The 11,085-nt window shown below is 72.3% G+C and carries 11 protein-coding genes and 2 pseudogenes; 5 read left to right on the forward strand and 8 right to left on the reverse strand.

The features are described 5' to 3' along the window. Positions 1 to 90 precede the first annotated feature (90 nt). On the reverse strand, positions 91 to 603 hold the full coding sequence (locus ACFWWR_RS47170; RefSeq protein WP_384310556.1) for a carboxymuconolactone decarboxylase family protein: 513 nt from the start codon (positions 601 to 603) through the stop codon (positions 91 to 93). Between the two features lie 173 nt (positions 604 to 776). On the opposite strand from ACFWWR_RS47170, the gene ACFWWR_RS47175 reads away from it, so the two are divergent. Both ACFWWR_RS47175 and ACFWWR_RS47180 read left to right on the forward strand, forming a co-directional pair. After that, positions 777 to 2,210: a PLP-dependent aminotransferase family protein gene (locus tag ACFWWR_RS47175; RefSeq protein WP_384310552.1), complete on the forward strand. Its 1,434-nt coding sequence runs from the start codon at positions 777 to 779 to the stop codon at positions 2,208 to 2,210. Between the two features lie 64 nt (positions 2,211 to 2,274). Next, on the forward strand, positions 2,275 to 2,634 hold the full coding sequence (locus ACFWWR_RS47180; RefSeq protein ID WP_384310558.1) for a tyrosine-protein phosphatase: 360 nt from the start codon (positions 2,275 to 2,277) through the stop codon (positions 2,632 to 2,634). Between the two features lie 27 nt (positions 2,635 to 2,661). On the opposite strand, the gene ACFWWR_RS47185 is transcribed toward ACFWWR_RS47180, so the two are convergent. The 3 genes from ACFWWR_RS47185 to ACFWWR_RS47195 all read right to left on the reverse strand — a co-directional run bounded on the left by ACFWWR_RS47185 (position 2,662) and on the right by ACFWWR_RS47195 (position 4,649). Then, complete coding sequence (locus tag ACFWWR_RS47185) at positions 2,662 to 3,450, reverse strand: SAM-dependent methyltransferase (RefSeq protein ID WP_383860659.1); 789 nt, start codon at positions 3,448 to 3,450, stop codon at positions 2,662 to 2,664. Between the two features lie 83 nt (positions 3,451 to 3,533). Further along, positions 3,534 to 3,788, reverse strand: a complete 255-nt coding sequence (locus tag ACFWWR_RS47190) for a DUF397 domain-containing protein (protein ID WP_210575902.1) — start codon at positions 3,786 to 3,788, stop codon at positions 3,534 to 3,536. Then, positions 3,789 to 4,649, reverse strand: coding sequence for a helix-turn-helix transcriptional regulator (locus tag ACFWWR_RS47195; RefSeq protein WP_383860656.1), 861 nt, complete (start codon positions 4,647 to 4,649; stop codon positions 3,789 to 3,791). A 231-nt stretch (positions 4,650 to 4,880) separates the two neighbouring features. Between ACFWWR_RS47195 and ACFWWR_RS47200 the strand changes: the two genes are divergently transcribed. From ACFWWR_RS47200 to ACFWWR_RS47210, 3 genes are all read left to right on the forward strand, one after another. Continuing rightward, positions 4,881 to 5,675, forward strand: a complete 795-nt coding sequence (locus ACFWWR_RS47200) for an ATP-binding protein (protein ID WP_383860653.1) — start codon at positions 4,881 to 4,883, stop codon at positions 5,673 to 5,675. Beyond that, positions 5,672 to 6,109, forward strand: a complete 438-nt coding sequence (locus tag ACFWWR_RS47205; protein WP_384310554.1) for a hypothetical protein — start codon at positions 5,672 to 5,674, stop codon at positions 6,107 to 6,109. The genes ACFWWR_RS47200 and ACFWWR_RS47205 overlap by 4 nt, the downstream gene beginning before the upstream one ends. Positions 6,110 to 6,308: 199 nt before the next feature. Next, on the forward strand, positions 6,309 to 8,171 hold the full coding sequence (locus ACFWWR_RS47210; RefSeq protein WP_383860836.1) for an ABC transporter ATP-binding protein: 1,863 nt from the start codon (positions 6,309 to 6,311) through the stop codon (positions 8,169 to 8,171). A gap of 2 nt (positions 8,172 to 8,173) precedes the next feature. Here the strand turns inward: ACFWWR_RS47210 and ACFWWR_RS47215 are convergent, their stop codons facing one another. The 4 genes and pseudogenes from ACFWWR_RS47215 to ACFWWR_RS47230 form a co-directional block, all read right to left on the reverse strand. Further along, positions 8,174 to 8,359, reverse strand: a complete 186-nt coding sequence (locus tag ACFWWR_RS47215) for a hypothetical protein (protein ID WP_383860647.1) — start codon at positions 8,357 to 8,359, stop codon at positions 8,174 to 8,176. Positions 8,360 to 8,608: 249 nt separating this feature from the next. Then, positions 8,609 to 8,839: pseudogene (locus tag ACFWWR_RS47220) on the reverse strand (DUF899 family protein); the annotation flags it as partial. A gap of 31 nt (positions 8,840 to 8,870) precedes the next feature. Further along, positions 8,871 to 10,250, reverse strand: a complete 1,380-nt coding sequence (locus ACFWWR_RS47225) for an amidohydrolase (protein ID WP_384310555.1) — start codon at positions 10,248 to 10,250, stop codon at positions 8,871 to 8,873. Between the two features lie 395 nt (positions 10,251 to 10,645). Continuing rightward, positions 10,646 to 11,085, reverse strand: a pseudogene (locus ACFWWR_RS47230) (FUSC family protein); the annotation flags it as partial.

Genomic DNA, 11,085 nt, shown 5'->3' on the forward strand with positions numbered 1-11,085 from the left:
CCTGCACACCTACAACCACCACCGCTGCCACACCGCACTCGGAGGCAAGCCACCCATCAGCCGTGTGAACAACGCTGCGGGTCAATACACCTAGCGGCGCTCGTCCGTCCCCGCCACCTTGCCCGTGGACAGTGCCACGCGGTTCCAGGTGTTGATCGTGAGGACGAGGGCGAGTACGTGGGCCAGTTCGTCCTCGCCGAAGTGGGCCGCGGCCCGGGCGTAGACGTCGTCGGGGACGCCGTCGTCGGCGACCAGGGTCACCGCTTCCGTGAGGGCGAGGGCTGCCTGCTCCTTCTCGGTGAAGAAGTGCCGGGCCTCGCGCCACACGGCGACCATGTGCAGCCGGTCCTCGCTCTCGCCGGCCTTGCGCGCGTCGTTCGTGTGCATGTGCAGGCAGTAGGCGCAGTGGTTGAGGTGCGAGGCGCGGATCTGGATCAGTTCGACGAGGGCGGGGTCGAGTCCCTCGCGGGCGGCGGCGTCGAAGCCGACGAGGGCGCGGAAGACCTTCGGGGCGGACTTCGCGAAGTCCAGGCGGGACCGCCGGGCCTCCGCATGGGCGACCGCGGCACCGGACGCGACGGTCGTGGCGTCAGCCGTCGTGATGCCCGTCGTCGCGGCGTCAGCCGTCGTGATGCCCGTCGTCGCGGCGTCAGCCGTCGTGATGCCCGTCGTCGCGGCGTCAGCCGTGGCGCTGTCAGCGGTCGTGGTGTCGATCGTGTTCGTCGTCATGTGCATCAATCTACGAGCCGGATAGACCCTCTGTAGGGTGCATTTCCATGGACGAATCGTGGGTCAATTCCGCTGAGCGCATCGGCGCCGACCTGCATCTGGAGCTGTCCGGCCCGGGCGGGCGGCGGGCCGCGCTGATCCGGGCGTTGCGCGAGGCCGTGCGCAGCGGGCGGCTCACTCCCGGCACCCGGCTGCCGCCGTACCGCTCGCTCGCCGCCGACCTCGGTGTCGCCCGCAACACCGTGGCGGACGCGTACGCGGAGCTCGTCGCGGAGGGGTGGCTCACCGCGCGGCAGGGCTCGGGCACCCGGGTCGCCGAGCGTGCCGAACCGTTGCGACGGCCCGCGCGGGTGCCCCGGAAGACACCTCCACGCGCGCGTGGACCGCGGCACGACCTGCGGCAGGGCACCCCGGACGCGTCGTCGTTCCCGCGCGCGGCCTGGCTCGCCTCCTACCGGCGGGCCCTCCAGCAGGCACCCAGCGAGGTGTTCGGGCCGGGCGATCCCGCCGGCCGCGTCGAGCTGCGAGAGGCGCTCACCGAATACCTGGCACGCGCGCGTGGCGTACGCACCGAGCCGGGCCGCATCGTGATCTGCTCCGGTTTCGCGCACGCGCTGAGGCTGCTGTTCGGCCAGGACAGGGGCGGGGGCGGCGGGGTACTGCGCGGTCCGCTGGCGGTGGAGGCGTACGGGCTCGGATTCCACCGGGGGCTTCTCGACGCCGCCGGGGTGCGGACCGTACCGCTGCCACTGGACGAGCACGGCGCGCAGGTCGAGCGGTTGGGACGCGAGCGGGCCGTGCTGCTCACGCCCGCGCACCAGTTCCCGACCGGCGGGCCGCTGGATCCCGCGCGCCGGGCCGCCGCCGTCGACTGGGCACGCGCGCGTGGAGGCGTGATCGTCGAGGACGACTACGACGGGGAGTTCCGCTACGACCGCAAGCCGGTCGGGGCCGTCCAGGGACTCGACCCCGAGCGCGTGATCCTCGTCGGCTCGGTCAGCAAGAGCCTGTCCCCGGCGTTGCGGCTCGGATGGATGGTGCTTCCGGAGCGGTACGTCGACGAGGTTCTCGCGGCCAAGGGGGAGCGCGAGGCCTGGGTGAGCGTTCTGGACCAGCTGAGCCTGGCCGACTTCGTCTCCGGTGGGTCGTACGACCGTCATGTGCGGCGGATGCGGCAGCGCTACCGGAGCCGCCGGGACCGGCTCGCGGCGGCGCTCGCCACGCACGCGCCGCACGTCGAGGTCACCGGTGTCGCGGCCGGGCTGCACGCCGTGCTGCGGCTGCCGCCCGGCACCGAGCGCTCCACGGTCAAGGCCGCCGCCTGGCAGGGCGTCGCGCTGGACGGCCTCGCCGAGTTCCGGCACCCGGACACCGACATGGCGGCCCGCGACGGCCTGGTCGTGGGGTATGCGACGCCCTCCGAGCACGCGTACGGGGCGGCGCTGGAGGCGCTGTGCGGGGTGCTGCCGCCGGGCGGGTAGGCCTGGGGCCTTCCTGCCTCCGGAGGAGTGACCCCGTGCGGTGTCCTGACCGCGGAGGAGCCCACTGCCCCTCCCGGCCGGTTACCGGACGCTGGCGAGCATGGGCATGACCACGGTCGTCGACCTGCGCGCCGAGGACCTGAGCGCGGCACAGCTCGCCGGGCCCCGCGAGGCCGGGCTGAAGGTCGTTCACCTGCCCATTCGCGACGGGCAGACGCCGAAGCCCGATCAGGTGCGGCAATTCCTCGGCGTGGTCGCCAAGGCGTCCGGGCCGGTGTTCGTGCACTGCGGCGCTGGAGTCGGCCGTACGGGAGCGGTTGCCGCGGCCTATCTGGTGCAGACGGGGGAGCAGTCGTCCGCGGGGGCGGTCCGGCGCGATCTCGCGGTCGGACCGCGGTCCCCGTGCGGGCTACGGTCGCCGTAAGCGCTGCGGTCGCCGTAAACCCGTTGGTCACGGCTTGCGCCCCACCGCCCCGTACCCGGGAATGACCCCGTCGTCCTGCCCGGGGACCGGCTCCCCCAGCTCGGGATGCCAGCGCTGCGGCACCTCGACCCCCGGCTCCACGAGTTCCAGGCCGTCGAAGAAGCGGCTGAACTCCTCGCGGGAGCGCAGCGCCAGCGTGACGCCGGCGGCCTTGAGCTTCTCGGTGGCGGCCTTCGACTCCTCGGGCGTGAAGTCGGCGGTGGCGTGGCTGACCACCAAATAGCTGCCGGAGGCCAGTTCGGACAGCAGCCGGCCGACCAGTTCCTGCGCGCCGTCCTCGTCGGAGACGAAGTGCAGCAGCGCGATGAGCGAGAGGGCGACGGGCCGGCTGAAGTCCAGGATCTTCCTGGCGCCTTCGAGGATGGCGTCGGGATCCCGCACGTCGGCCTGGAGGTACTCGGTCACCCCCTCGTCCGTGCCGCGCAGCAGGGCCGCCGCGTGAGTGAGGACGATCGGGTCGTTGTCGCAGTAGACGACGCGTGCGTCGGGCACCACGCGCTGGGCGATCCGGTGGAGATTCGGCTCGGTGGGGATGCCGGTGCCGATGTCCAGGAACTGGCGTACGCCGTGCTCGGCGAGCCAGCGCGTGGACCGGTGCATGAACGCCCGGTTGACTCGTGCCATCACCGGCACCCGCGGGTCGAGGGCGAGCATCTGCCGGCCCATGGCCTCGTCGACGGGGTAGTCGTCCTTGCCTCCGAGGTACCAGTCGTACATGCGCGCCGGGTGGGGCTTGCCGGTGTCGGTCTCAACCATGAATTCAGTACCCATCAATATCTATCAGCGTCATCAATTCAGCACCAAGACAAAGAAGTTGAGTGATAGTCAGCCCATTACAGTCAGGACAGCAGGAAGTCGGCCTCCCCGGCTTTCGCGCCCTCGATGAACGCGGTCATCTCGTCCGTGGTGTAGATCAGCGCCGGACCGTCCGGGTCGGTGGACTGGCGCACGGCGATCCGGCCGTCGGCGAGCTTCATCGCCTCCAGGCAGTTCCCGCCGTTGCCGCCGCTCCACGGCTTGTGCCAGCCTTCGCTCCCCAAGTCCCGCGCGGGCATGCCGTTGTAGACGCGTAGGCGCGGCTTGATGCGATCCATTCACAACTCCTTGCGGAGATCCCGGAGGATCTCCTTCGTGCGATGTGCCGTAGCGGCCTGCGCCGCCATGCGGTCCATGACCTCGAGGTGGGTCGCCACCTCCGAGCGCGCGTCCAGATAGACGGCGCCGGTCAGGTACTCGCTGTAAACCATGTCCGGGAGTTCCGGCACGGCGAATCGGAACAGCACGAAGGGCCCGTACGTGCCGGGGTGCGGCCCGTTGGCGAACGGGGCGACCTGCAGCGTGACGTTGGGCAGCTTCGTGGCGTCGAGCAGTTTGTCGATCTGGGCACGCATCACCTCCGGGCCCCCGACGGGGCGGCGCAGCACGGTCTCGTCCATCACGACCCACAGCCGGGGGGCGTCCTGACGGGTGAGCAGTTCCTGGCGTTGCATGCGCAGGGCGACATGGCGCTCGATGTCGTCGGGGCTGGTCTGCCCGATGGCCCCGGACCGCAGGACACCGCGCGCGTAGTCCTCGGTCTGCAGCAGGCCCGGAACGAAGTGCGGCTCATACTGGCGGATGAGGGCGGCCGCGCCCTCCAGGCTGACGTGCATCGAGAACCAGCCGGGCAGGACGTCGTGGAAGCGCTGCCACCATCCGGGCCGGTTGGCGTCCTCGGCCAGTTGGACGAAGCCCTCGGCTTCCAGGTCGGTGACGCCGTAGGCCTTCAGGAGCAGCTGGAGGTACGGGATCTTGAGCCCGACCTCGGCCATCTCCATACGGCGGACCGTGGCGGGGGCGACGCGGAGGATACGGGCGGCCTCCTCGCGTTTGAGACCTGCGCGCTCCCGCAGATCCAGCAGGCGCCGACCGAGGACGACCTGGCCGACTGTCGGCGCGGACCGTGGTTCGCTCACCCTCCACCTCCACAAAGTCCCTGACAGGAAAGCCCGACAGTACGGCCACCGAGGGGATCCGGCCGGTCACAAAAGCATGCTGACAGCCCTACGGCGCCATTCGAAGACCTATTCGAAGATCTGTACGGATCTTCGGGGGTCCCAACTGGCGCCGCTCGACGTGCTGTTGCGAGCAGTGTGCCACGGCACTTCACCGCGTCACACAGCACTCTGCATTTTTCAGAGTGACACTTGCCAAGTGTTCACGGCGGGGCGATAGTGGCAAGCGTGATTCCGTCCCCGCCCTTAGGAACAGACGCCGTTGCGGACCGCCCCACCGGTCTCGGCGCCGCCGCGGGAGTGGGCCCCGACAGGGCCGCTGCCGCGCGCCGGTTCCGTTTCGAGCTGGCCGCACACCCGGGTTCTCCCGCGCAGGCCAGACGGCTGACGAGGGCCCGGCTGACCCATTGGTCGGTCGGCGAGGACACGTGTGACTCGGCGGCCCTGGTCGTCTCCGAGCTGGTCACCAACGCCATCGTGCACACCGCGAGCCGCCGCGTCGTCTGCGAGCTGCACGACGGTGACGACCTGGTGCGAATAGCCGTGCGTGACGAGGGCTGCGCGCCGGGTGAGCCGCACTCATCGCCGCAGCGGCCCGAGGAGGAGCAGGGGAGGGGGCTGCTCCTCGTCGACGCCCTCTGTCACAGCTGGGGAGCCCACGAGCACGGCCCCGGACCCGGACTGCTGGTCTGGGCGGAGCTGCCGCGCAAGGGCGACACCCCTCGCGACGACGCCGACGTCCCGCGCAACGACCTGGGCTGGGGAGCCCGCCCCAAGCCGGGGCCGACCGGAGGTCCGGGCGAGGAGGACGAGGCGGAGGCGCACCACGGGACGGCCGCTGTGGTGGCTCCCCGACCTTCGATGCGCCCGGCGTCAGAAGAAACGACACACCACCGAGCGCTGCCCGACGCCGAGGCACGTCCTCACGGGACGTGGGCCATGCGGACACCCCCGACGGAGCGGAGCCGGGATCGAGGGAGGCAGTGACGGCCGGGGCCCGTGGCGGCCAGGTGCGGAGCCTGGACACGCTGGTCCGCCTCCGTCGCGCGCTGCCCACGCCCAGAACCCCGCGCCGCCTGCCTCTGCCGGAGGGCATGACGGCCCCGCTGGGCTGTGACGCGGTGGCGGTGCCCGCCCGCCTCGGCCCGCTGCTGAGGTCCCGGCTGCGGCAGGTGGGGTGCGTCTACGCCGACGAGACGCACTGGTGGTGGATCGTTCCGTCGGACTCGGACTACGCCCTGGAGTGGCCCGCCCCCGCGCGATACGCCGCCGGAGCCACGGTCCCCGACGCGCCGGGCGTCCCCGACCTGATCCACAAGCCGGACGGCACGCTTCCGTACACCCCGCCGATACCGCTCTTCCTGGCCCTGTGCCGACTGACCGGCACGACTCCCACCTGGTCCCGGCCGGTCAGCGCGTAACCCGCTGGGTGTGCGCCCGCGCGCTCCCGTCTCCTCGGCACACGCCCTGCCCCTCGGGTGCCCGCCCCCGCGATAGTGGCCGTTCGTCCACGATCGCGGGAGGTCGACGGTGGCAAAGAGACGCGACGAGGGCGGCCCGGACAAGCCTGAGGTCTCCGAGTCGGAGCAGCTGCTCTTCGGCGGCCCGTTGCGCTACGACATGGGCTGGAACTCGCACGCGGACGCGTTCCTGGAGCTGAACTTCCGGGCCATGATCACCCGCCTGCCGTCCCTGCTGACGGCCAGCTTCCGGCTCGCCTGGCAGGCCGACCGGCGCGCCGCCCGGACCGTACTGGCCGCCGAGGTCGGCCGGGGCCTGACCCAGGCGGTGAGCCTGCTCGCGGTGAACAGCGTGCTGGGCCGGCTGATCGGCGGCGGCGCCCTGGAGGACCGGCTGCGCGGTGCCGTACCCGCCCTGGTCGTGATGGCCTCGGTGATGCTGGTCGGGGCGCTGCTGCGGGCCGCGTCGACGTACGCCACCGGTCGCCTGGAGCCCAAGGTCGAGCGGGTGGCCACCGAGCGGTATCTGGAGCGGGCGGCGACCGTGGAACTGGCCGCGATCGAGGACCACGCCTTCCACAAGCTGCTGGACACCGCGCAGTACGGCGCCACCTCCGCCCGGCGGATGATCTCGTACGCCACGCGCGTGGTGAACGCGATGATCTCGCTGGTCGCGGCGGCGGGCGTACTGACCGTGCTGCATCCCGCGCTGCTGCCGCTGCTGGTGACGATGACCCTGCCGAGCGCCTGGAGCGCGCTGACGAACGCGCGCCGCCGCTACGAGTCGTTCCACACCTGGGTGCAGCACGCGCGCGCGGGGCGGCTGCTCGGGGCCCTGTTGATCGAGCCGGAGGCGGCTCCCGAGATCCGCGTGCACGCGGTGGGGCCGTTCCTGCTCCGCCACTTCCGCCACATGTCCGAGACGGCGGAGGCGGAACAGGCCCGCCTGGCCCGACTGACGGCCCGTACGGGTCTGATCGCGGCGGGCTGGACGGGGCTGGCGACCGCGGCGACGTACGCCACGCTGGGCGGGCTCCTGCTGGCCGGCGCGATGGCCCTGTCGGTGGCGGGCACGGCCGTGATCGCCATCCGCACCGGCTCACAGAGCCTCGCCACGCTGGTCGTGGAGATGAACTCCCTGCACGAGGAAGCCCTGTTCGTCGGCGATCTCCAGCGGCTCTACGTCGAGGCGGCCGAGTGGGCGATTCCGGTGGGCGGCGCCGCCCTGCCGGACGATCCGCGCGAGATCCGGTTCGAGAACGTCACCTTCTCCTATCCGGGTGACGCGGCCCGCCCCGCCCTCGACGACGTGACCCTCACCGTCCCGCTCGGCAAGATCGTCGCACTGGTCGGCGAGAACGGTTCCGGCAAGACCACGCTGGTGAAGCTGCTGGCCGGGCTGTACGCCCCCGACCGGGGCCGGATCCTGTGGGACGACGTGGACGCGGCGGGCGCGGACCGGCATCTGCTCGCGGAGCGCGTCGCGATGGTGGCCCAGGACTTCAAGCGGTGGCCGTTCACGGCCCGCGTCAACGTGGCGGTCGGCCGCTCCTCGGTCCCCCTCACCGCCGAACGCGTGGCGGGCGCGGTCGGCGAGGCCGGGGCCGAGGAGGTGCTGGCGGACCTGCCGCGCGGGCTGGACACCCTGCTGGCCCGCAACTTCAGCGGCGGGCACGAGCTGTCGGGCGGTCAGTGGCAGCGGCTGGGGATCGCCCGGGCCGCGTACCGGCAGGGCAGCATCCTGATCGTCGACGAACCGACCGCGGCCCTGGACGCGCGGGCCGAGCTGGAGGTGTTCGAGAAGATCCGCGCCCTGGCCGGTACCGGCCAGACGGTCATCCTGATCACCCACCGGCTGGCGTCCGTGCGTCACGCGGACCTGGTGCACGTGCTGGACCAGGGGCGGCTCGTGGAGTCCGGGACGCCCGACGAACTGCTGGCGACCGGCGGGATCTACGCGGAGTTGTACTCGCTCCAGGCGGAGCAGTTCACAGCGAAGGTGCCCGCCCCGAAGGCGGGCTGACCTCACGCGACGGCGTCGGCCGCCGCCTCCCCACTACGCACGATCACCAGGAAGGTGTCCGTCGCCAGGTCCATCACGACCTCGGCGGGCATGCCTTCCAGTCGTCGCGCTTGCGCGAACTCCTCCGCCGGCCACGAGCCTCGCGGCCCACCTGCGGGAAAGCGTTCGAGCACGGTTCGCCCGTTCACCACCCTGCACCTCCAGAAAGCGTCGTACTTGTGAGGAGTTAACGCTCTCCGGAGGCCGAAAGCCTCGGTCGGTTGCGGGACTGAGACGTAGTTGACACGGATTCAGCGCGCAGCGTGAGGACCCGGTTACCGAACGGTCACTTCCGCTACCGTTCGTGTCATTCCTGGTACTCATCGTGACATCGGATGCGCTCGCTGCCCGCGGGCGCCCCGAGAGCCGACGCGCGCCCCCTGGGTTCCTACCAGCCGAAGGAAGTGGTGAACGACGAGTTGCTCGCGCCCCTCGCCGAAGTCGAGCAGCGTGGCCTTGCCGTCGCCGCCCTCGAAGACGTACTGCGTGTCGACCTCGACCATCGGCAGCCCGCGCCGCTCGGCGTCGAGCGCGCCCCACGCGCGCGTGGCGGCCTTTTCTCCGGAGCGACTGGCTCCTCGTGCGACGTCCGTTTCCCAGTGGTGACCGAAGGGCGGGACGGAGCGCATCGCGCCCAGGCGATTTTCCTTCCGGGCCGACTCAGGTGTCGTAGTCCTGGATCCGCCTTCCGTGGCTCCGGTCGACGAGTGCGGGCAGCCGCTCCCCCAGCTCCGCCACCACCGCGGGGACGTCGATCGTCAGCAGTTCGCGGTCGCGCATGAGGATCCGCCCGTCGACGATCGTCGTCCGCACGTCGGAGGAGCGGGCACTGTGCACCAGGGTCGCGGCGAGGTCGTGCACCGGCTGGGTGTGCGGGCCGGTGAGGTCGACCAGGACGATGTCGGCCCGACGCCCGGTCGCGATGCTGCCGACGGCCTCGCCGAGACCGACCGCCCGGGCACTTTGCAGCGTGGCGTGGTGCAGTGCCTGCCGGGACGTCAGCCAGCGCGGGTCGCCCGTCGTGGACTTCTGGATCAGGGCGGTGAGGGCCATCGCCTCCCACACGTCGAGGGAGTTGTTGGAGGCGGCGCCGTCGGTGGCGAGTCCGACGGGGATGCCGATGTCGTGCAGGGCGCGCACCGGTGTGGTGGTGGGCCAGGCGAACTTGAGATATCCGCGGGGTGCGGTGGCTACGGCCGTACGGCCCGCGGCGCCCTTCAGCACGGGCAGGTCGCGCTCGACGATGCCGCTGCCGTGCGCGAGCAGGACGTCGTTGTCGAGGATTCCGGTGCGCTTGAGGACCTCGATCGGGGTGACACCGTGCCGGGCGAGGCTGGTATCGGTCTGTTCGCGGTTCTCGGCGGCGTGGATGTGCACGGGGAGACCGTGCTCGTGGGCGAGGCTGGCGGTGGCGGCGAGGTCGGCGTCGTCCACGGTGTAGGGCGCGTGGGGGGCGAGGGCGGTGGTGATGCGGCCGTCGGCGCCACCACGGTGCCGTAGGGCGAACTCCAGGGACCTCTCTCGCCCTTGGGCACCCTGCGAGGAGAAGTACGCCTCACCGAGAAGCGCCCGCATCCCGCACTCGTCGACGACCGAGGCGACCGCGTCCATGCTGAAGTAGTGGTCCGCGAAGCAGGTGACCCCGCCGCGGATCATCTCGGCGCAGGCGAGCAGCGCCCCCAACTCCACGTCCCGCCGGGCGAGGTTGGACTCCACGGGCCACACGACGTCGTTGAACCACTCCTCGGTCGGCAGATCCTCCGCGAGCCCGCGCAGCGCGACCATCGGGGCGTGGGTGTGGCAGTTGACCAGCCCGGGCAGGGCGACCTGGCCGCGCGCGTCGAGGCGCTCGGCGGCGGGCCGGTCCGCGACCTCGGCGGCGCTCGTGACGGACTCCACGACTCCGTCCCGTACGACGATGGCGGCGTCCTCCTCGAACGCGATCCGCTCCTGCTCGTCGTGCACGAGGACGGTGCAGCCGGTGACGATGAGATCGGCGGGTCCGCCAAGGGCGGGGTGCTCGGCCGGAGAGTCACTCATCACGCCAACGTACGACGCCGTAGTCGCCCCGCGGGGGCCGAACCGCGCATCCCGTCGCCGCCCTGTCCCGGAACGACCTGCGCGGGCGCCCTGATCCCACCACCGCCCGCCGCCCGACGGCTTCTGGAAGGGTCCCGGCATGCTCCTCGGCGGGCCCACTCGGCCGACGGCAGGCCCTCGGCTGCCCGCGACCGGAGACCGGCACCCGCCACCGTCGACCGGCGGCCCACTGCCGAAGGGCGGGCACCCGCCACCGTCGACCAGCGCCCCACAGCCGCCAGCCGGCACCCGGCGACCGGCGTCGGTTGCCCGCGACCGGCGTCGGCTGCCCGCGGCCGGAGGCCAGCTGCCTGATGTGCCGCCCACGGATGAGCCCGTGACGAGCCCCCGCCCGGCTACACGGCGAGGGGGATGTCCGGCGACCGCAGCCCCACCCGTTCCCGGTGACCGGCGAGTTCGTCGAGCAGGGCGACCAGGCGTTCCGCGTGCTCCGGTGTGAGGCGCCCCGTGTCGTCGAGGTGCACGGCACAGGCGGTGGTCGTGTCGACGAGCTGTTCGAGGGTGTCGGCGACTTCGTCCGCGCCCTCGGCGTGCCGGGCGAGCGCGGGAAGTTCGGCGCCGGCGAGGGAGACGGCCGCGCGGGCGGCGGCGAGCGTGCGGTAGGCCTCACGGCGGAGGGTCCAGCGCAGGGCACGGGCGTCGGAGCCGGTGCGGGCGGTCCCGGTGCGGGCGGTCCCGGCGCGGGCGGTCCCGGCGCGGGCGGTCCCGGCGCGGGCGGTCCCGGCGCGGGCGGTCCCGGCGCGGGCGGTCCCGGCGCGGGCGGTCCCGGCGCGGG

This window comes from Streptomyces sp. NPDC058678 (assembly GCF_042714835.1).
Lineage (GTDB): Bacteria > Actinomycetota > Actinomycetes > Streptomycetales > Streptomycetaceae > Streptomyces.